This window comes from Methylobacterium sp. PvR107 (assembly GCF_017833295.1).
GTDB lineage: Bacteria > Pseudomonadota > Alphaproteobacteria > Rhizobiales > Beijerinckiaceae > Methylobacterium.
The window spans coordinates 3,073,206-3,097,421 of record NZ_JAFIBW010000001.1; the positions used below are offsets into that span (position 1 = coordinate 3,073,206).

General features: G+C 70.8%; 21 protein-coding genes and 1 pseudogene. 9 read left to right on the forward strand and 13 right to left on the reverse strand.

The features are described from left to right. Window positions 1-153 precede the first annotated feature (153 nt). The gene (locus tag JOE48_RS14540) at window positions 154-393 is read right to left on the reverse strand and encodes a hypothetical protein (protein ID WP_210030824.1); all 240 of its coding nucleotides are present in this window, start codon (window positions 391-393) and stop codon (window positions 154-156) included. A 70-nt stretch (window positions 394-463) separates the two neighbouring features. Continuing rightward, the gene (locus JOE48_RS14545) at window positions 464-829 is read right to left on the reverse strand and encodes a hypothetical protein (protein WP_245252830.1); all 366 of its coding nucleotides are present in this window, start codon (window positions 827-829) and stop codon (window positions 464-466) included. Window positions 830-1,216: 387 nt separating this feature from the next. Between JOE48_RS14545 and JOE48_RS14550 the strand changes: the two genes are divergently transcribed. Both JOE48_RS14550 and JOE48_RS14555 read left to right on the forward strand, forming a co-directional pair. Further along, on the forward strand, window positions 1,217-1,753 hold the full coding sequence (locus JOE48_RS14550) for a DUF2059 domain-containing protein (RefSeq protein WP_210030828.1): 537 nt from the start codon (window positions 1,217-1,219) through the stop codon (window positions 1,751-1,753). Between the two features lie 446 nt (window positions 1,754-2,199). Continuing rightward, window positions 2,200-2,499 carry a response regulator gene (locus tag JOE48_RS14555; protein WP_210030829.1) on the forward strand — a complete coding sequence of 100 codons (300 nt, stop codon included), beginning with the start codon at window positions 2,200-2,202 and terminating at the stop codon, window positions 2,497-2,499. 244 nt (window positions 2,500-2,743) lie between these two features. On the opposite strand, the gene JOE48_RS14560 is transcribed toward JOE48_RS14555, so the two are convergent. The 6 genes from JOE48_RS14560 to JOE48_RS14585 all read right to left on the reverse strand — a co-directional run bounded on the left by JOE48_RS14560 (window position 2,744) and on the right by JOE48_RS14585 (window position 10,061). After that, the gene (locus JOE48_RS14560; protein WP_210030831.1) at window positions 2,744-3,028 is read right to left on the reverse strand and encodes a hypothetical protein; all 285 of its coding nucleotides are present in this window, start codon (window positions 3,026-3,028) and stop codon (window positions 2,744-2,746) included. 139 nt (window positions 3,029-3,167) lie between these two features. Then, on the reverse strand, window positions 3,168-3,485 hold the full coding sequence (locus tag JOE48_RS14565; protein WP_210036138.1) for a hypothetical protein: 318 nt from the start codon (window positions 3,483-3,485) through the stop codon (window positions 3,168-3,170). 375 nt (window positions 3,486-3,860) lie between these two features. Beyond that, window positions 3,861-4,115 carry a hypothetical protein gene (locus JOE48_RS14570; protein WP_210030834.1) on the reverse strand — a complete coding sequence of 85 codons (255 nt, stop codon included), beginning with the start codon at window positions 4,113-4,115 and terminating at the stop codon, window positions 3,861-3,863. Window positions 4,116-4,631: 516 nt separating this feature from the next. Then, a complete protein-coding gene (locus tag JOE48_RS14575) occupies window positions 4,632-4,877 on the reverse strand; it encodes a hypothetical protein (protein ID WP_210036139.1) in 246 nt (81 codons plus the stop codon). A gap of 642 nt (window positions 4,878-5,519) precedes the next feature. Next, window positions 5,520-8,714 carry an efflux RND transporter permease subunit gene (locus JOE48_RS14580; protein ID WP_210030836.1) on the reverse strand — a complete coding sequence of 1,065 codons (3,195 nt, stop codon included), beginning with the start codon at window positions 8,712-8,714 and terminating at the stop codon, window positions 5,520-5,522. Between the two features lie 102 nt (window positions 8,715-8,816). Next, a complete protein-coding gene (locus JOE48_RS14585; RefSeq protein ID WP_409518584.1) occupies window positions 8,817-10,061 on the reverse strand; it encodes an efflux RND transporter periplasmic adaptor subunit in 1,245 nt (414 codons plus the stop codon). Between the two features lie 103 nt (window positions 10,062-10,164). Here JOE48_RS14585 and JOE48_RS14590 point away from each other — a divergent pair, with 103 nt between their 5' ends. Further along, window positions 10,165-10,764 carry a TetR/AcrR family transcriptional regulator gene (locus tag JOE48_RS14590; protein ID WP_210030840.1) on the forward strand — a complete coding sequence of 200 codons (600 nt, stop codon included), beginning with the start codon at window positions 10,165-10,167 and terminating at the stop codon, window positions 10,762-10,764. A 126-nt stretch (window positions 10,765-10,890) separates the two neighbouring features. Here the strand turns inward: JOE48_RS14590 and JOE48_RS14595 are convergent. From JOE48_RS14595 to JOE48_RS14605, 3 genes and pseudogenes are all read right to left on the reverse strand, one after another. Beyond that, window positions 10,891-11,052, reverse strand: a pseudogene (locus tag JOE48_RS14595) (transposase); the annotation flags it as partial. A 440-nt stretch (window positions 11,053-11,492) separates the two neighbouring features. Further along, window positions 11,493-12,797: a TAXI family TRAP transporter solute-binding subunit gene (locus JOE48_RS14600; RefSeq protein WP_210030841.1), complete on the reverse strand. Its 1,305-nt coding sequence runs from the start codon at window positions 12,795-12,797 to the stop codon at window positions 11,493-11,495. 94 nt (window positions 12,798-12,891) lie between these two features. Continuing rightward, window positions 12,892-13,584 (reverse strand): hypothetical protein, encoded by a 693-nt coding sequence (locus tag JOE48_RS14605; RefSeq protein ID WP_312893216.1) that lies wholly within the window; start codon window positions 13,582-13,584, stop codon window positions 12,892-12,894. A 335-nt stretch (window positions 13,585-13,919) separates the two neighbouring features. Here JOE48_RS14605 and JOE48_RS14610 point away from each other — a divergent pair, with 335 nt between their 5' ends. Next, on the forward strand, window positions 13,920-14,621 hold the full coding sequence (locus tag JOE48_RS14610; RefSeq protein ID WP_210030842.1) for a GntR family transcriptional regulator: 702 nt from the start codon (window positions 13,920-13,922) through the stop codon (window positions 14,619-14,621). A 10-nt stretch (window positions 14,622-14,631) separates the two neighbouring features. Here the strand turns inward: JOE48_RS14610 and JOE48_RS14615 are convergent, their stop codons facing one another. Further along, window positions 14,632-15,048, reverse strand: coding sequence for a nuclear transport factor 2 family protein (locus tag JOE48_RS14615; RefSeq protein WP_210030844.1), 417 nt, complete (start codon window positions 15,046-15,048; stop codon window positions 14,632-14,634). Window positions 15,049-15,245: 197 nt separating this feature from the next. Here JOE48_RS14615 and JOE48_RS14620 point away from each other — a divergent pair, with 197 nt between their 5' ends. The 5 genes from JOE48_RS14620 to JOE48_RS14640 all read left to right on the forward strand — a co-directional run bounded on the left by JOE48_RS14620 (window position 15,246) and on the right by JOE48_RS14640 (window position 22,587). Further along, window positions 15,246-16,427 carry an ABC transporter substrate-binding protein gene (locus tag JOE48_RS14620; RefSeq protein ID WP_210030846.1) on the forward strand — a complete coding sequence of 394 codons (1,182 nt, stop codon included), beginning with the start codon at window positions 15,246-15,248 and terminating at the stop codon, window positions 16,425-16,427. Window positions 16,428-16,435: 8 nt separating this feature from the next. Further along, window positions 16,436-17,305: a branched-chain amino acid ABC transporter permease gene (locus JOE48_RS14625; RefSeq protein ID WP_043758719.1), complete on the forward strand. Its 870-nt coding sequence runs from the start codon at window positions 16,436-16,438 to the stop codon at window positions 17,303-17,305. 4 nt (window positions 17,306-17,309) lie between these two features. Continuing rightward, window positions 17,310-19,778, forward strand: coding sequence for a branched-chain amino acid ABC transporter ATP-binding protein/permease (locus tag JOE48_RS14630; protein ID WP_210030848.1), 2,469 nt, complete (start codon window positions 17,310-17,312; stop codon window positions 19,776-19,778). Window positions 19,779-19,790: 12 nt separating this feature from the next. Further along, the gene (locus tag JOE48_RS14635) at window positions 19,791-20,681 is read left to right on the forward strand and encodes a polysaccharide deacetylase family protein (RefSeq protein WP_210030849.1); all 891 of its coding nucleotides are present in this window, start codon (window positions 19,791-19,793) and stop codon (window positions 20,679-20,681) included. 313 nt (window positions 20,682-20,994) lie between these two features. Next, on the forward strand, window positions 20,995-22,587 hold the full coding sequence (locus JOE48_RS14640) for an ABC transporter substrate-binding protein (RefSeq protein ID WP_210030850.1): 1,593 nt from the start codon (window positions 20,995-20,997) through the stop codon (window positions 22,585-22,587). Between the two features lie 19 nt (window positions 22,588-22,606). Here JOE48_RS14640 and JOE48_RS14645 read toward each other — a convergent pair whose 3' ends face one another. Then, window positions 22,607-24,073 (reverse strand): amidohydrolase family protein, encoded by a 1,467-nt coding sequence (locus JOE48_RS14645; protein ID WP_210030855.1) that lies wholly within the window; start codon window positions 24,071-24,073, stop codon window positions 22,607-22,609. Between the last annotated feature and the right edge of the window lie 143 nt (window positions 24,074-24,216).

Consider the following 24,216-nt stretch of genomic DNA (forward strand, 5'->3'; position numbering starts at 1 on the left):
TGCTCGTCTCCTCAATCGTGTTCCTGGCCAGCGCGCTGCCGTTGCTCTGGGCGCTCGGCTGACCTTCTCCCGGACGGGGAGACGTCTCGGCGTCTCTGCGGAGGGGCGCTACCGGCGACGCTCGGCGGATCCCGCCCGCGCTCCCTGACGATGTCACGGCCGGTATCGGCCGGCGTGGCGCTCTCTCGGGGCGCCCGCGTGACTGGCTGCGTGGCGTTCCGCTTCCGCCCGCCACGCCTTGCATTCGGCCTGCACGGCCTCGAGGCGCGCATGCAGGTGCCCGGCGTCGATCGCCGTCTCCATCAGCATGTCCTGGGCGGCCGCGAGCTGCTGACGCAGCTCGGTATTCTCTGTGGCGAGGACGAGGAGGAGTGAGGCCACATCTTCACCCATCCGGGCTCCTGCTTCCACGATCCGAGCCGGCGCGTCTACGCGCGCCGAGCAGCGGGTTCAACCGCGTTGATCACAGCGCTGGGCCGGACGAGCGGCGGCGCGACGGGTCGGGCAGAAAGGCCGGATCGGTGAGGGCCGCCGCGAGCACCGCGAACAGGCCGAGATGGAGGCCCAGGGCCGCCAGCCCGAGATCGTGCAGCGACCACAAGCCGATGGCGCCGGCCGCCATGAAAGGCGGTCCGGCGACGTAGACCGGCATTCGCCACAGGGCTGCAGGCCGCGCCAAGCGCCAGAAGCAGGCGGCGAAGGCCGCGAGCGCGAAACCGCCCTTGATCAGCGCCATGAAGCGGATCACCCGGACGAGGTCCGGATCGACGGTTGCGGACGGGCTCCGCAATGCCGCGGCGCAGCCGACCAAGACGGCGCAGGCGGTCATCACAGCGAGGGCCGGACGCGCGGATCGCGGCCCGCTCCGGGCAGGAACGGACGCCTTTGCGATCTGTATCGCCTGGGTTCGCATAACGATCTCCCGCCGGTCTCGCCAACGGCCCCGCGTTCGCCGCAGCGGCCGGACACCCGGTCCGCCCGGACCGGTCAGCGAGGCTGCCTTCGCGCGCTCACCCGACCGCCCTCACCGGACGCCGATAGGATGACAGCAAGGCCCGCGTCCCGCGCGGTCATCCCCTTTCTACCACCGCTTCGATCCTCTCGTCGAACGGCGTGGCTCAATCCTGAGCTGTCATCGATTCCATTCAAAGCTGTGATAGCAGTCCTATTCGGCCTCGAAGCGCCGGATGGCGCCGGGCTTTGGACGGGAGGGATCATGCGCTTTTTACCCGGTCTTGTCGGCCTGTGTCTCGGCGCTGCGCTGCCCTGCGCCGCGATCGCGCAGCCTGCGCCGAAGCCCGCGCCCGCCGCGGCGCCGGATCCGGCCTTGCTGAAGGTCGCCCGAGAGACGGTCGCCCAGATGCAGGGCGACCGCGCTGCGACGCTCAGCTCGATGGCCGCGCCCATGGTCGGCATGATGCAGCAGATCGGTATCAAGGAGCCCGAGAAGGCCCAGGTGCTGGTGCAGGAGGTCGTGATGCCGACCCTGTCGGCGCATTACGACGAATTGCTCGACATCCAGGCCCGCGGCTTCGCCACGGTGCTCGGCAAGGACGACCTGCAGGCCATCGCCACGTTCTACGCTACGCCGGCCGGCAAGCGCCTCGCGGCGGCCCAGCCGCAGCTTGCCCAGATCCAGCTTGCCGGCATGCAGCAGTGGATGCAGGCGGTAGCGCCCGACATGCAGGGCAAGCTCATCAAGGCGGTCCAGGCGCACGGCTGGTCGTCGGCGGGTCAAGCCAAACCCCATTGACCCACACCCTGCCGCGCGCCGGGATCCCCCCTCCGGAACCGCCGCGCAGAACCCGTGGCGCTCCGCCGAGTCCGTCGCGGCACGGATCGGCGTCCACACCGCGATCGCCGCCGCCCGCGCCACGGAGCGCTTCAGCGCGGCGGGGACCCGTATCCGATCTGCGCGGGCCGGGACGCGACGGTCGGCCGGCGGTGGGACATGCCTCCGCTTCGCAATCCTGCCTGGCCGGCCGGCCAAGGCGGGCGGTGAGCCGGACCGTCGCCAACGTGACGGTGCAGGGGTGCCCAGCCGTCCGATGCCGCGGCTTCCGACGTCCGACGCGGCAAAAATTTCTCCGGCCACGCTGAAACACGCGGCGAAGGGGCGCATTTCCGATCCATGTCAGGATCCCGCCCCTCGCCGTTGTCGCCGATGATGAAATCTTCGTCCGACTGGCCGCAGCCGACATGCTGTCGGCGCTCGGCTTCGAGGTGCTGGAAGCCGAGCATGCCTACGGCGCCCTGCAGCACCTGGAAGCCTGTGGCGGTGCCACGCTGCTCTATACCGACATCAACATGCCTGGCGTGATGGACGGCTGTGATCTGGCGCACACCGTTCGAGCGCGCTGGCCCGAAACCCGGATCATCGTCTGCTCGGGGTGCGACCCGCTGGAGGCCGCGACATTGCCGGACTCCGCCCACTTCATCAGCAAGCCCTGCGCTGAGCGCGTCGTCCGCAAGGCGCTGCAGGAGTTGCGGCTGCACTGAGCCGAAGACCACCTGATCGCGGCACGAAAAAGCCCGCACCGGCGGGCCGGGCGGGCTGAAGGCGTTCTTGGGAGGAAGCGCGACCATACGGAAGACATCTCTGGTATACCAGAGCGTCCGGCGCATGACTGATCCGCGCAAGCGAGACCGGCAGGGTCGAGAAAGCCCGGCCTGGAAACGCCCTGTGATCTGCCGGGCAGGACAGGCTGGCGCCGCCTGGAAGCGCCAGCCCCGGTGTCGTCCTTCAGTAGGGATAGCCGTAATAGGGCCGCGGCGCTGGACGATAGCGCTCTCTCACAGGACGGCCCTGAGGGCCGTACGGCCCGTAGGCCCGCAGGTAGGTGTTGTATTCGGGCGGCGCATAGTTGCCGCTGTTCACACCGCCCGTGCGGCCATTGCCGCTGAGTTCGGAATAGGGATTCAACCCGCTTCCGCTGTCTCCTCCGCCGCTGCCGCGTGCCAGCACGGCGCCCGACGCGCCGAGGACCATCACGGCCGCGAGCGCAGCGCGTGTTGCATGCAGTCTCATCGTGCTCTCCCGATCGCCTCTGCCGCCCCTGGAGCAGAGATGGGAGGCGACGCCCCGGTTTGGCACCGGGGCGCGGCATGAAGGCTCGGCGCGGGCTCAGCCTGATCCGGCGACCTGACGCCCGCGCCTCGTGGCGGACTTACCCGCGCTTATCGGCCCGCCAGCGACGCGGCGGGTCGACCCAAACCCTGCTCTCCGAGTCCGGGGCTTGGCGCGTCGCCTCGCGCTCCGAACCGGCATCCGTGCGCGTCGTCTCGGCCGCCGATACCTTGGCCTTGGGCGTGATCGCTCCGGTGGTCTCGGGATCCATCCAGTCTGGTGCGAGCGCAGCGCTCTGGACGACCTGGGCGGTCGGATCCGGCAGATTGCGCTCGTAGCCCACGACTACGGCGCTCAGGCCCACAGCGACCAGCACGAAGGCCAGTCCGTCGACGATCATGTAGCCCAGTCTCGGCATCGCACCCGCGCTCGTTCCGAAGCTCCGGGGCTACGGCGGCAGGGTTAAGGATTCCTGGCGCTCCGCGCGATCGCGCCGCCGATAGCGGGTCGCGGCCCCGGCTCGAACCCGTCTTGCGCCCGTTCCAGCCGGTGCGATTCCGTCACGGCTGCCGATGTCGGCTCGGCACGACGCTCCGCGCAACGCACGTGCTCAGGTGTCGAGCCCTCGGATCCATCGCCGAAACTCACCGACCCAGCAACTGGTGAATGATCAGACCTGAGAAAACGAATATGAACAGTACGATATTCAGGTAGAGATGCATCCGACTGCGCCGGAAATCTATCTGGTGATCGTCGCTGCTCAGGGCCCGCCTGTACTCATAATTGCCGAACATCAGTGAAAAACCGCTTCCCGCTCTATGCGCCCGCGCGATGCGGGGTGGGTCGTGCTCACGCCGAAGCCGCAGGCCTCGATCAGCGCGTCTTGGATGTCCTTGCGTTGAGCCTCTGTCAGTTCGGACAAGATGTCTTGGCCGTCGCGATCGATCGCCGCCGTCCGATGAAATGATGAACCCGCCGCCTCGAAAGCAACCAAGACTTCGCGCTCTGCATAAGAATCAAGCGGGTCGATGCACAGGTGTTTGGGCACGTCGAATGATCCTGCGGACCCTGTCGTGAATTCGAGGCGCAAATTATGAGCCGGTTCTGGCCGCGGTCAATGCGTTTTATTTTCGTTTTTCGAACGGCAACGAGAAAGATCATAGGCCGATGTGCGCGGCGGGCAGTGCCTTGTTCCAAGACACGCGGCGTGATTGCGACGCGGATCGATGTGCAGGGCGCGACAGGCCGGCCCTCTAAAGGTCTCGAAGACCGGCCGGATCGTGGGCGGGCGGGACAGGACCATCCGCGCGGCTTCGTGCCGGACAGAGCGGCGCGGCCTCTGTCGCCGCGCCCGGCTTCCGCAGCGTCCGAACATGATGACGACGCCCGCATGATCCGCGGACGCCGTCAGCGCGGGACGAGGGCCGTCGCGGTTCCGGCAGGGAAGGTCGAGGCCCGGAAGGACCGATCCATATCGCTGCGCCTGGCGACGAAGCTCCGTTCTCAGGTGCCGGCCGAGACCGCTCATCGATTTGCGGCCGTGCCAGCAGCGCGCAGACGGTTGCTACACGCCGTGCCGGCGTCGAACATGCTTGCGCACCTTCGCTCGGCCCTTCGGCCGCGCCGCAGCTTGCGGCGGCCGGGCGGGATCGACCGAAGGCGTGCCGCCCGGCGCGCCCAGCCCGCGCTCCTGTCCACCGAGGGGACCTCCCGCTTGCGAGCCGGAGCGGTTGTACGGCGAGTTGCCCTGCGCAAACGCCGGACCTGTCAGCAGCGCGCAGATCAGGACGGTGACGGGGGTTATTTTCATCGTGTTTCGCTCCTAGATGGCTGCGAGCCTCGATCTGACCGTCGAGCCGGGAAATCTCTTGAACGATCCTGCGCTCTCGGTGAGCCGAGGCGATGTTTGCGACACGCCCCGTACCGCGCCCGGTGAACGGCGCGGGGCCGCTCATGGGCCGTCAGGCCAACCTGTCGACCCGGCACCGCCGCGACTCGGCCGGTCGCATCGCCACGTCAGCCGGCATCACGCCAGCCGGCATGACGTGCAGGCGTGTCGGGTCTCGAACGGGAGGTCGTGGTTCGGCACCGGAACCCTCCTGATGAAGGGCGAGCGGAAGTTACCGTCCCGCCACGCAATGTTACTCAAGTATTGATGACAATCAATAGAAGACAAAATCATATTTTAATAGCAATGTCGAACTTAAATTCACGCGGGCGGCAGAACCGGAGAGGAAAATATTTTCCGTCCGCCACCTACGGGCTGAGCGACGACGCGCTGCCGGTTCTCCGCGTCCCAAAGCGGTCTTAAGCCGGCGCGCCGCCGTCAGCCGCGGATCTGCCGCGATCCCCGCAGGCGGCTGCGCATGACGCGCCTCTCCTTGGCACGTCGGACGAGGCCGCGCGGGTCGGCACGGGCGCGGATAGCGTCGCGCCGTCCTCCTGTCCGAGGCTACACCGGCTCCGCGATGCCGCTGTGCGAGAGCGCCGCAATCTCGTTGCCGTGCTGCTTGAGCGGCCTGTTGCCGCTCAGACGACGCAGCAGGACGTAGAAGACCGGGGTCAGGAACAAGCCGAACGCGGTCACGCCGATCATGCCCGAGAACACGGCGACGCCCATGGCGCGCCGCATCTCCGATCCGGCCCCGGTCGCGGTCACCAGCGGCAGCACGCCCATGATGAAGGCCATGGACGTCATCAGGATCGGACGCAGCCGCAGACGGCTCGCCTCGACGGCCGCCTGGAGGGGCGTGCGGCCGGCAAATTCCAGCTCCCGCGCGAATTCCACGATCAGGATGGCGTTCTTGGCCGAGAGGCCGACCAGCACGATCAGACCGATCTGCGTGAACACGTTGTTGTCGCCCGCCGACAGCCACACGCCGAACATGGCGGCAAGCAGGCCCATCGGCACGATCAGCAGGATCGCCAGCGGAAGGGTGAGGCTCTCGTACTGCGCGGCCAGCACGAGGAAGACCAGGAGCAGGGCCAGCGGGAACACCCAGATCCCGGAATTGCCCGCGATGAACTCCTGGTAGGTCAGGTCCGTCCACTCGAAGGCGAAGCCCCGCGGCAGCGTCTCGGCCGCGATCCGCGTCGCCGCCGCCTGGGCCTGCCCTGACGAGTAGCCGGGAGCCGCGCCCGCGTTGATGTCGGCCGACAGGAAGCCGTTGTAGCGCATGGCTCGCTCGGGGCCTGCGGTCTGACGGACGTGCAGCAGGGCCGAGAGCGGCACCATCTCGCCGGAACCGGTCCGGACCTTCAGCGAGCCGACATCGTCCGAGCGCGCCCGGAACGGCGCGTCGGCCTGGACGCGCACCGAGTAGGTACGGCCGAATTTGTTGAAGTCGTTCACGTAGAGGGAGCCGAGATAGATCTGCAGCGTGTCGAAGATGTCGGTCACCGGGATGCCGAGCTGGCGGGCCTTCGTCCGGTCGACGTCGGCGAAGAGCTGCGGCACGTTCATCTGGAAGCTGGAGAACAGGCCGACGAGTTCCGGCGCCTGGGCGGCCTTGGCCATGAACGCCTTGGTGGCGTCGTTCAGCGCCTCGTAGCCGAGGCCGGCCCGATCCTCGATCTGCAGCTTGAAGCCGCCAATGGTCCCGAGGCCGTTGACGGGCGGCGGCGGGAACATCGCGATGAAGGCTTCGGGAATCGCCGCGTATTTCCTGTTCAGCGACTGTGCGATGGCCGCCCCGTTCAGCGACGGATCCTTGCGCGCGTCGAACGGCTTCAGGGTCGAGAACACGATTCCGGAGTTGGAGCTGTTGGTGAAGCCGTTGATCGAGAGGCCCGGGAAGGCGACCGCGCTCTCGACGCCGGGCTCCTTGAGCGCGATCTCGCTCATGCGGCGGATCACCTCCTCCGTCCGGTCGAGGGTGGCGCCGTCGGGCAGCTGCGCGAAGCCGACGAGATACTGCTTGTCCTGCCCCGGCACGAAACCGCCCGGGATCTGGCGGAACAGAAGCGCGGTCAGGCCGACAAGCAGGAGGTAGACGACCATCATCGTCGCCTTGCGCGACACGGCGAAGCCGACGCCGCGTCCGTAGCCGTGCGCGGCCTGCCCGAAGGCCCGGTTGAACCGGCGGAAGAACCAGCCGAGGAGCCGATCGAGGATCCGGGTCAGGCGATCCTTCGGGGCGTGATGAGCCTTCAGCAGAAGGGCGGAGAGGGCCGGCGAGAGCGTCAGGGAATTGACCGCCGAGATCACCGTCGAGATCGCGATGGTCAGGGCGAATTGCTTGTAGAACTGGCCCGTCAGGCCGCTGATGAAGGCCAGGGGGACGAAGACGGCGACAAGCACCAGCGCGATGGCGATGATCGGGCCCGAGACCTCGCGCATGGCCTGGTAGCTGGCCTCCCGCGGGGACAACCCGCTCTCGATGTTCCGCTCGACATTCTCGACGACCACGATCGCGTCGTCGACCACGATGCCGATGGCGAGCACCAGGCCGAACAGGCTCAGCGCGTTGATCGAGAAGCCGAAGACATGCATCACCGCGAAGGTCCCGACGATGGAGACCGGCACGGCGAGCAGCGGGATGATCGAGGCCCGCCACGTCTGCAGGAACAGGATCACCACCAGCACGACGAGGGCGATGGCCTCCAGCAGCGTGTGGATCACCGCCTCGATGGAGGCGCGCACGAACTGCGTCGGATCGTAGACGATCTGGTAATCGACCCCCTCCGGCATGCTCTGCTTGATCTCCGCCATGGTGCGGCGGACTTCGTCGGAGATCTGGATCGCGTTCGAGCCGGGCGACTGGGAGATCGGGATCGCGACCGCCGACTTGTTGTCGAGGAGCGAGCGCAGGGCGTAGTCGGAGGCGCCGAGCTCGATCCGCGCGACGTCGCGCAGCCGGGTGATCGCGCCGTCGGTGCCGGTCTTGACCACGATGTCGCCGAACTGCTCCTCGCTGCTCAGGCGGCCCTCGGCGTTGAGCGAGAGCTGCAGGTCGAGCCCCGGGACGGCCGGCGACGCGCCGATGACGCCGGCCGCGGCCTCGACGTTCTGAGCCTGGATCTCGCGCACGACGTCGCCGGCGGACAGGCCGTGCTCGGCGACCTTCTGCGGGTCGAGCCAGATCCGCATCGCGTAGTCGCCGGAGCCGAAGAGCTGCACCTGACCGACGCCGTCGAGGCGGGCCAGGCGGTCCTTGATGTTCAGCACCGCGTAGTTGCGCAGGTAGGTCATGTCGTAGCGGCCGTTCGGCGATACGAGATGCACGACCATGGTCAGGTCGGGAGAGCTCTTCACGGTGACGATGCCGAGCTGGCGCACCACCGCCGGCAGCCGCGGCTCGGCCTGCGAGACGCGGTTCTGGACGAGCTGCTGCGCCTTGTCGGGGTCGGTGCCCAGCCGGAAGGTGACGGTCAGCGTCATGATGCCGTCCGTCGTGGCCTGGCTCGACATGTAGAGCATGCCCTCGACGCCGTTGATCTGCTCCTCGATGGGCGTCGCAACGGTCTCGACGATCACCTTGGGGTTGGCGCCCGGGAAGGTCGCGCGGACCACCACGGAGGGCGGCACCACGTCCGGGTACTCGGAGATCGGCATCGCGAAGAGCGAGAGAAGGCCGCCGATGAAGATGAGCATCGAGAGCACGCCCGCGAAGATCGGGCGGTCGATGAAGAACTTGGAGAGGTTCATGCCGCCCTCCGGGGGCGAGAGGCCAGAGCGGGACCGGGCGGCCGCGCGGGCCGCCGGATCATCGCGTCAGGTGAGGAGCCGAGGTCGGGCCGTTGCGGCCCGTCAGCGCTGGGCGAGCTGGCGCGTGCCGGAGGCGGTGTCCTGCGGCCGGCCGCCCATCGCCACAGGCTCGGGCCGCACGAGGGTGCCGGGCCGGATGCGCTGCAGCCCGTTGACCACGATGCGCTCGCCGCCCGCCAGGCCGGAGGTCACGACGCGCAGGCCCTCGACGGCTCTGCCGAGGGTGACGACCCGGAACGCGGCCCGGTTGTCCGCCCCCACCACGAGCACGAATTTCTTGTCCTGATCGGTGCCGACGGCCCGCTCGTCGACGAGCAGAAGCCGTGCGGGGGCGGCCTGACCGAGCCGCATGCGCGCGAACTGGCCGGGGATCAGGCGGCCGTCGCCGTTGGCGAAGGTCGCACGCACGCGGATCGTGCCGCTGCGGGCATCGACCTTGTTGTCGATGAACTGCAGATGCCCCTTGGCCTGCGTGCCGTCGGCGGTCGCCATCTCCACGGGGATGCGGTCGAGCCTGCCGCGTCCGCCCGCCGCCTCGGCGATCGAGCCGAGCGCCTTCAGGACGACCCCCTCGTCCGCGTCGAAGCTGGCATAGACGGGATCGACCGAGACCAGCGTGGTGAGCACGGCGGCGCCCGCCCCCGTCGCCACGAGGTTGCCGGGCGTGATCTCACGCCGTCCGACGCGGCCGCTCACGGCTGCGCGAATCTGGGTGTAGCCGAGGTTCAGACGCGCCGCCTCCAGCGCGGCCTTCGCGGCGTCCAGGCCGGCTCTCGCCTCCTTGAAGGCGTTGGCCCGGACGTCGAGGTCGCGCGCCGTGACGATGTGCTGGTCCGACAGCTTCTGTCCGCGCTCGAGGTCGCTCGACGTCATCGCGACCCGCGCCTCGGCACCCGCCACCTGGGCTTCCAGGCGCTGGACCTCCGCCGCGTACGGTGCCGGATCGATGGTCACCAGCAGGTCGCCAGCCTTCACCAGCTCGCCTTCGGCGAAATGCGTGGCCTGGACTGCACCGCCGACGCGGGCGCGCACGTCGACGCGGTCGACCGCCTCGAGACGCCCCGAGAACTCGTCCCAGAGGATCGCCTCCCGCGGTTCGATTGTCGCGACCGAGGCCGGCATGGCCTCCTCGGCCGGCGGTGTGCCGGCGACGGCCGGCGTTCCGGCAATCAACGCCAGCGGGGTCAGGTGGTAGGACGCCCCTGCCGCCGCCGCGAGGGCGAGGCCGCCGGCGAGGAGGCGGCTGAGGCGGATCCGGTCCGACGGAGAATGGCGCTGCGATTCCAAGGCTGCCCCCGACATCTGTACAGGGCGCTACACATGTCGGCATGGACGCGGGGCGTCAAGTGACTTATCTACCACTCGATACAAAAGTTGGAGTTCGCGGACAATGGTGATGGGTCGGCCCCGGTCGTTCGACACGGACAAGGCCCTCGACGACGCGATGGAGGTGTTCTGGCGCCACGGGTATGACGGCGCGAGCCTCGCCATGCTGACGAAGGCGATGGGCATCAAGCCGCCGAGCCTCTACGCGGCTTTCGGCAGCAAGGAAGGCCTGCTCAAGGCCGCCCTCGACCGCTATGCGCAGCGGCGTTCCGCCCATATGAGCTACGTGCTTGCCGGCGCCACCGCCCGGAACGTGGCCGAGCGCTTCCTGAGCAGCATCGCGGAAAGCCATACCGATCCCGCCAACCCGCCCGGTTGCCTCTTGGTCCAGGGCGGGCTCGCCTGCGGGGCCGGCTCGGAGAACATCCCCTTCGAGCTCGCGTCACGGCGCGCCCAGACGGAGACGGAGCTCCGCGAGCGGTTCGTTCAGGCGAAGCAGGCGGGCGATCTCGCGGAGGATGCCGACCCGGCGGCGCTGGCGCGCTTCCTGTCGACGGTCGCGTCGGGCATGGGTGTCCTGGCCTCCTCCGGGGCCGACCGTGACGCGTTGCGGGAGGTCGCGGGCGTCTCGCTCAAGGCTTTCGGCCAGAGCCAGGGTGTGTGAAGGCGCCCGCCCGGCATCCGCGGCCGTGCCTGCGCCGCTCGGAGCCCGGCACGCCGCTGGCGGGCGCCGTCCGGAGTGGGGCTGTCGGGTGGCAAAGCGCGTGCACCCGTAGAATTATGATACGCGAATTGCCTTTAAGATCTCTCGCGTCGTCCAGACCGGAGGCCGCCCGCGCGGCTCGGGCCTCGGCATCAGCGGCTTGATCGCCGCCCACTCGGCATCGGTCAGGTCAGTTTCATAGCGACGGCCCGTGCGGCTATGCTGCCGCCGGGTGGTCGGTGTCCACATGGCAGGTCCAGGTCAGGCTTCAGCACCCGCCTGGAATCATCGCCATCCCGGCCCCTTAACCCCGCCTCAGACCCTTATCGGACAGGCTCTCAAGCCGCGTTCCTTCCCGGGAGCGCGAGGTGCCGGCCGGGGCATCAGGCGCACGGTCGGCCGCTGCCGGTTGCCGTCGCGCTGGAATCAACGGAGGTGGAAATTCCCTCCTCGCGGGTGACGGTTCGGCGCTGGGGCGTGGTCCGCTGAGAAGGCTTCGGGCCGGCCGGGGCTGAGAACGCCGGAACCGGGTGTCGCCCGGGTGGGTGGGGCGCGGCTGCGCGGGATGGGCCGCCACGACCGGCCGGCGAGACTGGCCCGGACCCCGCGTCGTCGAGCCGACCCTCGCGGCGCGGGTGGTGCATGACTGGGCGCGTCCGGGGCGACGCCTTCCGCAGCGGCGGCCTCCATCACGGGACGGGATGAGGGCCGCCCGGCACGGGACGCCCGGCACGACGGCGCAGCGCCGCGTGCACATGGGTGGCGAGGAGCGCGACGAGGCGCATCTCGAGGCTCTCCGTGCGCCCGTGCGCCTCCTCCCGGACGACGGCCTCCACGATCGTGTCCGTCTCCGCTTCCAGACCGGGCAGCTCCGCCGAGTCCGCCGTGCGCACGGCCAACCAGATCTCCAAGAGGCGCATGACCCGCGTCGGCGGCCGCCGGGGGCGATAGCGGTGATGCAACGCCAGGCCCGTCGCGCTCAACGAGGCGATCGCGCTCAGCACCAGTCCGAGCCAATAGGCCAGGCTCTGGGCCTGGTCGGACAAGCTCGGCAGGTTGCCCGACAGATAGGCGGCCGCGCCCGGATGAATCGGCAGCGCCTGGACCTTGTCGTCCGTGTCCGGCGCCTCGATCCCGCTGAGGTCATCGTCCATGGCGACGAGCTTCGGCTTGCCGGTCAGGACCTCCCGCGTGATCTCGCCGGCGAGCCAATCCGGCATTCGGCTGCGCGCGACGAGCCGGTGACTGACCGACAGGGTCGTGATGTCGTCACTGGGCGCCGGGATCGAGCCCACGAACGCGCCTTTGGGCAGGTCGATCGTGCTCAGGATCGGGTGCTCACGGGCGATCGCGGCCGCCTCGTCGACCTCGAAGGTCCGCGGCACCCCGGAGCCCTTGCGCAGGGCCGTGTAGAGCGGCAGCCACACCTTGCCGGCGACGGGCGCCACGACGAACACCGCGCCGATGCGGTGATGCCGTGCCGCGTCGGTCAGCTGGTCCTCGCGCAGCACCGCGCGGCGCACGCTCTCGGGCGGGACGCCGTAATGCGTCAGGATGAGGTCGAGCAGGTGCGGGTCGAGCTTACGCCCGTCGAGGAGCGCCACTGTTTCTCCACGCAGCTTGGGGATGCTGTCGACGTGGCCGCCACCGGGGGCGATGAACACCGCAGCGTCGCGACGGGTGATGACGAGCGTCTGGCCGTCCTGCGGAGCGGCGTCGGCGCGCACGAGGGCCAGCTGGACCTCGCCCCTGTCCAGGGCCGCCGCGGTGCCCAGCCGATCCGGCGCCAGGACGGTCCTGATCCGCACGCGTGGATGCTCGGCGGAGAACAATCCGATCAGCGCGGTGGCGGCTTGACGATCCTCGGTGCTCGTCTCGGCGATGGCGAGCTTGAGCTCGAACATCCCGAGCAGGACATGCACGAGGATCGCGCCGGCTGCAGCGGCGATGATGACGACCAGTGCAGCAGCGGGCGCGGCGTACCGCCATCGCATCGCTCATCCTCCCCGGCCGCACCGTATCATGCTCTGGGGCAGCCCGCCTCGGCGGGCGTCGCTCCGGTCCTGCGGGGATGGCGCGGGTGCGCTTTCAGGCCGTGCGGGACGTGCCACCCTGACGCCGCTCTCCGACCGGGGCTGCCTCCTCCCACTCGCGATCCTGCTTCGCCAGCAGAGCGGCACGGCGCGCCGCGACGACCTCCGCTTCCGTCGCGGGCGCGCCCATCGCCGCGTCCGCGGCGCGCGGCGCTGGCGCGCTGGCCACGGCCAGGAAGCGGGCGAGCGTCGTGACGAGGCGATCCACATCGTCGGACAGCATGGCGCCTGTGCCCAGGAGGTCGCGGCGTGAGCGGTCGGCGACATCCGCGCAGGTCCCGCCTGCCCAGCCGAGCGCGGCGATGGCGTCGGCGCCCAGGGGCAGACGTTCGACCGGCATATCCCGCAGCCGTCCGAGCCTCCGCGCTCCAGTGGCCCCGGCCGTGTGCATATCGCGTGCGCCCGGCAGCCACCGGGCGATCTCGTTGAGGATGAACGTCCGAACGGCCGCGACGCGGACCGGACCGAACTTCCGGATCCCGCTGATCGCCTCCGGCGACGACTGGGCCAGGTGACCGAGATCCCGGTACCCGGCCTTGCGCAGACGGGCCCGCAGGGAGGCCGTCAGGAAACCGCGGCCGAAACCCGCCGTCACGAGATGCTGGAGCGTGTCGGGAGGCAGAGCCTCGAACAGCGGGAGCCGCGCGCTGACCTCGCCGAAGAGGCTATCGGACCTGACGGTGCGCACGGGTCGACGGGGCATCATCGCCGCCGATAGGGCGCTTTCCGGATCTCCGCAACATCCGGCGCAGGCGGGCATTCCGGAGACCCGGGTTCGCCATCTGACCGGCCCTGAACAGGCGCCGTCGGCGGCAGGCCGCCCGTCCGCTCCGATTGGGTCAGCCCGAAAGGCGGACGGGCTCCGAGCCTGTTCGAAACGGCTGGCGTGACCGTTGCACCCGGAGGTCCGCTTCGGCAGACAGCGCATGGGACATCCGTCCGGGCCGCCGGAGCGGATCGCGACCCCGAGAGGATCATGACCGACCAATCCGCAGGGGCGGTGGCGCCAAGTCCGGGACGTCGATGAAGGCTCGCGATGACGGGGATCGCGTGGGCGCGATCTGCCAGGCCCTGCGACGGGCCATCGTGGAACGGGCGCTCTCCCCCGGCGACCGCCTGCCGGAGGACGCCCTCGGCGAGCGCTTCGGGGTCAGCCGCACCATCGCCCGACAGGCGCTGCTGCGGCTGGCCGGGGAAGGCCTGGTCGACCTGCGCCGCAACCGCATCGCCGTCGTGGCGACGCCGAGCTGGGAGGAGGCACGCGACACCTTCGACGTGCGCCTCGGCCTGGAGCGGCTGGTGGTCCGCCGCCTCGCCGGGCAGCTCAGCCCGGAGCAGCGCCAGGGCCTGCTGGATCAGATCGCCCGCGAGGAGGCCGCCCGGGGCGGGCCCGAGGCGCTGTCGATCCGGCTCGCCACCGAATTCCACCTGATGCTCGCCGAGATGACCGGCAGCGCCGTGCTGGTCCGCTACGTCGCCGAACTCGGCTATCGCTGCGCCCTGATCCTGTCCCTCTACAGCCGGCCGCATTCCTCGGACTGCGCCGTGAGCGAGCACCGCGACATCGTCGCCGCCCTGGTCGCGGGCGATGCCGAACGCGCCGCCGCGCTCATGGACCACCACCTCGACGCGGTCGCCGAGCGGGCGCGCATCGTGCCCCCGGCCCCGCGCGAGCGCGATCTCGCACGCCTGCTGGCGCCCTACGTCGCGGGCGGTGGGGCCTGAGCCCGCCGCGTCAGGCCGTGAGGCCGTGCTTGGTCAGGAGCCGCTCGGCGCTGTCGTTCCACACCTCCATGCCGACGATCACCCCGTCGCGCACGGTGAAGCGGTCGACGTAGCGGTTGCCCTCGAAGGGCGTGCCGTCCGGCCACGCGCCGTACAGGGTGCCGAGGCTGTAGACCGTGGTGACGCCGTCGCCCGGCACCACGTCCAGCCGCTCCATCCGCTTCTTCACCCAGGCGTAGCGGCCGGCGTTGAAGGCCGTGACCTCGGACGGATGGTTGAACACCCGGGCGCCGGTGAACACGATCCGCGTGCCCGGCGCCATGTAGCGCGCGGCCGTCTCGGGATCCGGGACCATCGAGGCCTCGAGATAGGCGGTGACGTTGGCGGCATCGCGCGCGGTCGCCGCATCGTGGGTCACGTCGGTCATGGCAGGCCTCCTGTCCGCCCAAGGTGCCTCAAAAGCCGCGACGTTGCATGCAGTAAGTGTATGCACTTTGACGCTGGATTGAGCACAGAATGCCTCCGGGGATACAGTCGCCGGTCCGTGCAGCTGCCGAATCGGCCCATTCCCGGTGGCATGGAGGTTGCGCACGGCAGGCTGCGCCCCGCCCTCGGAGACACACCATGGCCTCCTTCCTGCCCCCGACCCTGCGCCGCTTCGCGGTGACGACGAGCGCCCTGCTCGGCCTGACCGTCTCGGCCGCGCAGGCGGCCGACACCGTCAAGATCGGCCTCGTGACCGCTCTGAGCGGCCAGTCCGCCAAGTCCGGCGAGGCGATCTCCCGCGGGATCGGCCTCGCCATCGACGAGATCAACGCCAAGGGCGGGGTGCTCGGACGGCCCCTCGAGCTCGTGGCCCGGGACGACGAGGCCAACCCGTCCAAGGGGGTGCTGGCGACCCGCGAGCTGATCCAGCGGGTCGGCGTCGTCGCGGTGGTCGGCGGCCTCGACACGCCGGTCTCGATGGCGATCGTGCCCATCGCCAACCAGATGAAGGTGCCGTTCATCGGCCCCTGGGCGGCCGGCACCGGCATCACCCGCAACGGCGCCGCCGACAATTACGCCTTCCGGGTCTCCGCGGTCGACGCCCTCGTCGACGAGGCGCTGGTCGCCTACGCGGTGAAGACCTACGGGGCGAAGAAGCCCGGGATGATCCTCGTCAACAACGCCTGGGGCGAGTCGAACCAGAAGGGCCTCAAGGACGCCCTGCAGGCGGCCAACCTCCCGGCGGCGGGCATCGAGAAATACGAGGCCAACGACGTCGACATGGTGCCCCAGCTGTCCCGGCTGAAGGAGGCCGGAGCCGACACGCTGTTCCTCGTCGGCAATGTCGGACCCTCGGCCCAGGTGGTGAAGTCCCTCGACCGGATGGGCTGGTCGGTGCCGGTCGTCTCGCATTGGGGCCCGGCGGGCGGCCGCTTCGACGAGCTCGCCGGCCCGAGCGCCGGCAAGGTCCACTTCATCCAGACCTTCACCTTCGCGGGCAACACCTCGCCGAAGGCGAGCGCGGTGCTCGACGCGCTCAAGGCCAAATACCCGGCGATCAAGTCGATGGCCGACGTCACCCCCGCCGTCGGCATCGCCAACGCCTACGACGCCACGCACCTGCTGGCGCTGGCCATCCAGGCCGCCGGCTCGACCGAGGGCCCGAAGGTCCGCGACGGCTTCTACAAGATCGGCACCTATCCGGGCCTGATCAAAACCTACGACACGCCCTTCGCCCCCGGCCAGCACGACGCGCTCGGCCCGAACGACTACGTGTTCACCCGCTTCAAGGACGGTGAGATCGTCGCGGTGACCAACTGAGCCCGGCGATGCTGACCTCCATCCTCGTCAGCGGCCTCGGCCTCGGCAGCATGTACGGGCTCGTGGCCCTGGGCTTCCACGTGACCTACGCGGTGTCGGGGACCGTGAACTTCGCGCAGGGCAGCGTCGTCACCCTGGGCGCGGTCCTGGCCTATGCGCTGGGCGTCACCCTCGGCTGGCCGATGCCGGCCGCGATCGTCCTGGCGCTCGCCGGCTGCGCCCTGTTCGGCCTCGTGGTCGAGCGGGCGCTGGTCCGCCCGTTCGTGGCGCGCGGCTCGGACGCGTGGCTCCTGGCGACGGTGGCGGGCGGCATCGTCCTCGACAACACCGTGCTGTTCACCTTCGGCAAGGAGCCGCGCAGCCTGCCCTCGCCGCTGGCGACGAAGCCGGTGGAGATCCTCGGGACCGGCATCTACCCGCTGCAGCTCGTGATCCCGGTGGTCGGGATCGCCCTGGCCTTCGCGATCCGCACGGTGTTCCGCCGGACCGATCTCGGCCGCGTCCTCCTCGCCGTGGCGCAGAACGCCGACGCCGCCCGGCTGATGGGGATCGACGTGCGCCGCACCGTGGCCTGCGCCTTCGCGCTCTCGGCGGTGCTGGCCGGCATCGCCGGCCTGCTGATCGCGCCGCTCTTCTCGGTCTCGGCCGAGCTCGGCACGCTGTTCGGCATCAAGGCCTTCGCGGTGGCGATCCTCGGCGGCATCGGCTCCGCCACCGGGGTGATCCTGGCGGGGCTGCTCTACGGCCTCGTCGAGGCCGGCGTCACCGCGACCCTCGGCTCGACCTACACGCAGCTCGTGGTGTTCTCGGTGATCGTCCTGGCCCTCACCCTGCGCCCCGACGGCCTGCTCGGCCGCGCCGCCGTCAACAAGGTCTGACGCGATGCCGTACCTGCGCTCGGCCCCGGCGATGCGGCTATGCATCGCCGGCCTCACCGCCGCCGCGCTCGGCCTCGTCGCGCTGACCGGCGGCTACAGCCATTTCGTGATCGCCCTGGTGGCGCTGACCACGGTGGCCGGCGTCGGCCTCAACGTGCTCCTCGGCCTGACCGGTCTGATCTCCTTCGGCCAGGCCGGCTTCTACGCGATCGGCGCCTACGCGAGCGCGATCCTGACCCTCCACGGCGTCAGCTTCTGGCTGGCGCTCCCGGCGGCGGCCGTGATCGCGGCGCTCGTCGGCGGTCTCGTGGCGGTGCCGGCGATGCGCGTGAAGGGCCCCTACCTCGCCATGCTGACGATCGCCTTCGGCTTCATCGTCGAGCACGGCCTGATCGAGGGCGGCGCGCTGACCGGCGGCCAGAACGGCCTCGTCGTCACCGACGCGCCGAGCCTCCTCGGCGAGCCGCTCTCGCCGGCCGGCCTCGCCGTGCTGGCGGTGCTCGCAGCCGGCGCGAGCCTCGCCGGGTTCGACCTCCTCGCCCGCAGCCGCCTCGGCCGGGCGATGCGCGCCGTGCGCGACGCCGACGTCGCCGCGGCGGCTTTGGGCTTCGATCCGGTCCGGGTGAAGACCCTGGCCTTCGCGATCTCCGCCGCCCTGACCGGCCTCGCGGGCGCTGTCCTGCCGCCGCTGATGCTGTTCATCGCGCCGAGTTCGTTCCCGTTCTCGCAGTCGATCCTGTTCGTCCTGTCGGTGATCGTCGGCGGCGCCGGCACGGTGCTCGGCCCGCTCCTCGGGGCGCTCGTCACCGTGCTGCTGCCGGAGGCGCTGTCCGGCCTCGCCGAGTACCGCCTGCTGTTCTTCGGGATCGCGACCCTGGCGGTGCTCTGGCTGGTGCCCTCGGGGCTGGTCGGCAGCCTCGCCCGCCTGCTGCCCCGCGGCCGCGGCGCGCCGGCGGCCGCGGAGGGCGGGGACGCGCCGCTGCCCGGCACGGCGGCGCGCGAGGCCCTCGTCCTCGCCGGCATCGGCATCCGTTTCGGCGGCATCACGGCGGCGGACGGCGTCGATCTCACCGCCCGGCCCGGCGCGGTCACCAGCGTGATCGGCCCGAACGGCGCCGGCAAGACGACCGTTCTCAACATGGTCTCGGGCTTCTACCGCCCGAGCGCCGGGACGATCCGCCTGGGCGGACGCGACCTCGCCGGCCGGCCCGCGCACGTCGTCGCCCGGGCCGGCATCGCGCGCACCTACCAGACCACGCGCCTGTTCGGCTCGCTGCCGGTGGCCGACAACGTCGCCCTCGGGCTCGCACCGGGCCAACTCTGGCGCCGCGCGCGGGCGCGGGACCGCGCGACGGCTGCCGCACTCCTCGCCTTCGTCGGCTACCGGGGCGCCCTCGACCGCCCGGCCGCCGAGCTGGCCCATGTCGACCGGCGGCTCGTGGAGATCGCCCGGGCGCTCGCCGGCAGCCCCACGGTGCTGCTCCTCGACGAGCCCGCAGCCGGCCTGTCGCGGGCCGACACCGACCGGCTGGCCCGGCTGATCCGCCGGATCGCCGACAGCGGCGTCGCGGTGGTGCTGGTCGAGCACGACATGCCGCTGGTGATGGGCATCTCCGACCACATCCTCGTCATGGATGCCGGGCGCCCGATCGCGCGGGGCACGCCCGCCGAGATCCGGCGCGATCCCGCGGTCCTGCGCGCCTATCTCGGCGGCGCCGACACCCCGGCCCGGCCGCGGAGCGCGCCGTGGCAGGGGCCGGCGGATGCGGTCCTCTCGGTACTCGACCTGACCGCCGGCTACGGCGCCGCGCCCGTCCTCGACGGCGTCCATCTCGACGTGCGGCCGGGCGAGACCGTCGCCCTGCTGGGCGCGAACGGCGCCGGCAAGTCCACGACGATGCGGGCGTTGGCGGGGCTTCTGCGCCCGGTCGCGGGATCGGTCGTGTTCGACGACCGGCGCATCGACGCGCTGCCCGCGCACCGGATCGCCCGCGGCGGCCTCGTCCTGGTGCCGGAGGGCCGGCAGGTCTTCCCGGAGCTGAGCGTCGTCGAGAATATCCGCCTCGGCGCCTTCGGGCGCGGGACGCCGATCGACCCGGCCGAGATCGAGCGCCTGCTCGACCGGTTCCCGCGGCTCCGCGACCGGGCCGGGAGCCGGGCGGGCCTGCTCTCCGGCGGCGAGCAGCAGATGCTGGCCATCGCCCGCGGGTTGATGGCGCATCCGCGCATCCTGCTCCTCGACGAGCCGTCGCTGGGCCTCGCCCCGGCGATGATCAACGCCCTCTACGCCACTGTGGCGGAACTGCGCGACGAGGGCGTCACCATCCTGATCGTCGACCAGATGGCGGCGCTGGCCCTCACGGTCGCCGACCGCGGCTACGTGCTGGAGCAGGGCCGGGTCGTCGCGCGCGGAACCGCCGCGGAACTGTCGGCGGACAAGGGGCTGGAAGCGGCCTATCTCGGTGCGGCGTAACGGGGGGCCCTGATGGATACGAATGCCGGACACGGCCGCTATGGCTACAGCGCCCTCCCCGACCGGCCGGTCTACGATTGGCCGGAGGGCAAGCGCCTCGCCGTCTATATCGGGCTGAACCTCGAGACCTTCGCGTTCGGCGAGGGTCTGGGCGCCGAACTGGCGCCGGGCGGCCCGCAGCCGGACGTGCTCAACTACGCGTGGCGCGACTGGGGCAACCGGGTCGGCGCGTGGCGGATCGCCGAGATGCTGGACGCGCTCGCAATGCCCGCGAGCGTGCTGGTCAACAGCAACCTCTACCGGGACTGCCCCGGGCTGATCGAGGCGTTCCGGGCGCGCGGCGACGAGATCGTCGGCCACGGGCGGACCAACGCCGAGCGGCAGGGCACCCTCGACGAGGCCGCCGAGCGGGCGCTGATCGCCGAGACGACGCAGGTGATCGCCGCGCAGGAGGGCCGCCCGCCGGCCGGCTGGCTCGGGCCGTGGATCTCGCAGTCGCGGGTGACGCCCGACCTCCTGGCCGAGGCCGGCTACCGCTACCTGCTCGACTGGGACCACGACGATCAGCCGACCTGGTTCGCGACCCGCAACGGCGGCCGGATCCTGACGGTACCCTACCCGCAGGAACTCAACGACATCCCCGCGATCGTGGCGCGCAAGGAGACCGGCCGCCAGTTCGCCGACATGATCGTGGACGCCTTCGACGAGATGCTGGAGCAGGCGCGCGCCGCGCCCCTGGTGATGGGCATCGCGCTCCATCCCTATATCGTCGGGCGCCCGCACCGGCTGCGGCCCCTGCGGCAGGCGCTCCAGCACATCGTCGACCGCCGCGACGGCATCTGGCTCACCACGGCGGGCGCCATCGCGGACCACGTCACGGCGCAGTCGGTCCAGGCCCGCTGACGCGGCGCGACCCCGCCCGCGGGCGGCTTTTCCACCCCTGATCGGGCGTGCCAGGGTCCTCCGCGGCCTGCCCGGTCATGCGGCTGCCTGCGTCGGCATCCCGGAACGGATGTTCTGTGGCGCGCAAGCTCGGCCCGTCGGCAGGATAGCGCTGGCTCCTGACGCAGGCCGACACGCCGAATTCCGACGCGCTTTCCCCTTCAGCCGGGACGCGGCCTCGTTCCTGCAAGCTGCATCGTGGCGGGTTCGACGATCGGTCCGGGCCATCGCTGGCGGTTGAACGATGCCGCCCGAGCAGAGTGGGAGCTGTCCGATGAAGCGGCGTACGCTGTTGCAGGGAGCCGGAGCCTTCGTGGCCAGCGCGGTCGCGGCGCCAGCCCTGGTCCGCGCGGAGGCCGCCAAGACCCTGCGCTTCATCCCGCAGCAGGATCTCGTCACGCTCGATCCGGTGACGACCTTCGCGTACATCACCCGCAACCACGGCTACATGGTCTTCGACACGCTCTACGGGATGGACGGCGCCTTCCGCGCCACGCCGCAGATGGTCGAGGGCCACCGGATCGAGGAGGACGGGCGCCGCTGGGACCTGACCTTGCGCGAGGGCCTGCGCTTCCACGACGGGACGCCCGTCCTCGCCCGCGACTGCGTCGCCTCCCTGCGGCGCTGGGCCAAGCGCGACCCGTTCGGCGGCTCCCTGATGGAGGCGACCGACGAGCTGTCGGCGCCCGACGACCGGACGATCCGGTTCCGCCTCAAGCGCCCCTTCCCGCTCCTGCCGATCGCGCTGGGCAAGGCCTCGGTGCCGGTCTGCGCGATGATGCCGGAGCGCCTCGCCGTCACCGACCCGTTCCAGCAGGTGCCGGAACTCATCGGCTCGGGGCCGTTCCGCTTCAAGGCGGACGAGCGCGTGCCCGGCGACCGGACGGTCTACACCCGCTTCGAGGGCTACGTGCCCCGCAAGGACGGCACACCCACCTGGACCTCCGGTCCGAAGGTCGTCCACTACGACCGGGTGGAGTGGCGCGTCATCGGCGACACGTCCACGGCCACCTCGGCGCTGGTCGCCGGCGAGGCGGACTGGCAGGAATACGCCTCGCACGACCAGCTCGGTCTGCTGAAGGCCGCCAAGGGCGTCACCACCCGCGTCCTCGACTCGACCGGCTTCGTGACGATGCTGCGGGTCAATCACCTGCAGCCACCCTTCAACAACCCTGCGATCCGGCGGGCGCTCTGGGGGGCGATCGACCAGACGTCCTGCATGCAGGGCGTGGTGGGCGCCGACGATCCCAGCCTGTTCCACGTGCCCCTCGGCTTCTTCTGCCCGGACACGCCGATGGCCTCGACGGACGGGCTCGGGCCGCTCACCACACCGCGGGATCCGGCCAAGGTGCGGGCCGACCTGAAGGCGGCTGGCTACGCCGGCGAGACCGTGCTGCTGATGGTGCCGTCGAACTCGGCCCCGCTTCTGGCGCTCGGCCAGGTCGCGGCCGACCTGCTCCAGCGCGTCGGCATGAATGTCGAGGTCTACGCTGTCGAGTTCAATGCGATGCTGCAGCGGCGCAACCGCAAGGGGCCGGTCTCCGAGGGCGGCTGGAGCGCCTTCGTCACCAACTGGTCCGGCATGGATTGGCTCAACCCCGCCGGCTACATCGCCCTGCGCGGCACCGGCGAGACCGGCTATGCCGGCTGGGCCACGACCCCGCGGATCGAGACCCTGCGGGACGCGTGGTTCACGGCTCCGGACGAGGCGGCCCGCGCCGCCCTGTGCCGGGACATCCAGCTCCAGGCGATGGAGGACGTGCCCTACTACCCCCTCGGGCAGTACCTGCAGCCGACCGCATACCGCTCCCGCCTCACCGGGATCCTCGACGGGTTCCCGACCTTCTGGAACGTCCGGCCCGCCTGAGGATCACGGCGCCGGGGCCTCACAGCCCCGGGAAGGTCGGCGGCGCGATGGCGTCGGGGCCGCGCCCGGCCCAGTCGAGCTGCCGGATCTGCGCCAGCGCACGGCCCTGCGCCTCCTCCAGCGCCGCCGCGGCCGCCGCGTAGTCGACCGTCAGGGCGCGGCCGTCGCGCACGATCTCGCGGCCGCCGACGAAGACCTGCCGGACCGCGCGGTCGCCGGCCGAGTAGATCAGCGACTGCACGGGATCGCGGCACGGCCGCATGGCCGGATGCGCGCAGTCGACGAGGACGAAGTCGGCCTTGCAGCCCGGCGCGAGCCGGCCGATGTCGTCGCGCCCGAGCGCCCTGGCGCCGCCCACAGTGGCGGCGTGGAACACGTCCGCCGCGCGGGTATCGCGGGGATTCTCGGCGACGACCCGGGCGAGGTACGAGACGAGGCGCATCTCGTCGAGCATGTTGTGCGGGTAGACATCGGTGCCGATGCCCATGTTCACCCCGGCCTGGAGGTAGCGGCCGAAATGGTGGAGCGCGATGCCGCGGCGGGCGAAGACCGTCGGGCAATGGGCGACCGTGGCGCCGCGCTCGGCCAGGCGGCGCATGTCCGAGCCCGGGCTGTGCCAGTGGGTCCAGGGATGGTCGTCGAGGAAGATCCCGTGGCCCACGATCGTGCGCTCGGTGAGCACGCCGAGATCGTCGAGCCACTCGATCGGCGTCATCCCGGTGCGGCGGGTGATCTCGTGGAATTCCGACAGGGACTGCGCCGCATGGGTGTGGAACCGCAGGTCGCGCCGGACCGCCTCGGCATGGGCGTCGCGCATCAGCTCCGCCGTGCAGGTATCCACCTGCGCCGGGCAGAGCATGCCGGAGAGGCGCCCGCTCGGGTGGCGCTGCGCCGCCTCGATTTCGGCGAGCGCCTGCTCCAGGCCGCGCTGGCCCGCCGCCGCGTCCCACTCGTACTCGACGCTGTGGCCGTTCCGGGTCAGCCAGCGCCCCGACCGGAACATCGGGGCGATGCAGACCCGCAGGCCCGACGCGCCGAGGCGATCGAGCCAGCCATCGCTCGGCAAAGCGAGGTCGCAGACGGTGGTGACGCCCGAGAGCGCTAGCTCGGCGAGCGCCACCCCGTAGGCGGCGCGGGTGCCCTCCGCGTCGGGCCGCAGGATCGGCAGGTACTCGTAGAGCGAGGTGTTGTAGAGCCGCTGGCTGCCGACCTCGTCCCACATGCCCTTGTTCATCGGCTCCGAGAACAGGTGGGTGTGGATGTCCACGAGGCCGGGCATGACCAGGCAGCCGGAGGCGTCGATGGTCCGGGCCGGCGGGGGGCCTGCGTAATCCGGACCGACATGGATCAGGACGCCGTCCTCGAACACCACGTCGGCGCCGGTGCGGTAGACGTGCCCGCCGCTGTCGGGATCCCAGGCGACGACCCACCGGGCCCCTGTCACCAGGGTGGCGCCCATCGTCCCGTCCGCAGCTTCGTCGTGCATCGATAACCTCTCTCTTGCGCCGACGAGGCGGGCAAGATCGGTGCCCGGTCGGGCCGGCATCGCAGCGCGGCGCGGCCCGGGTTTCGCATCGCGCCGGCCACTGTCGTCAGCGGCAGGCCAAGGCGTTGGTTCCGCAGGAGACG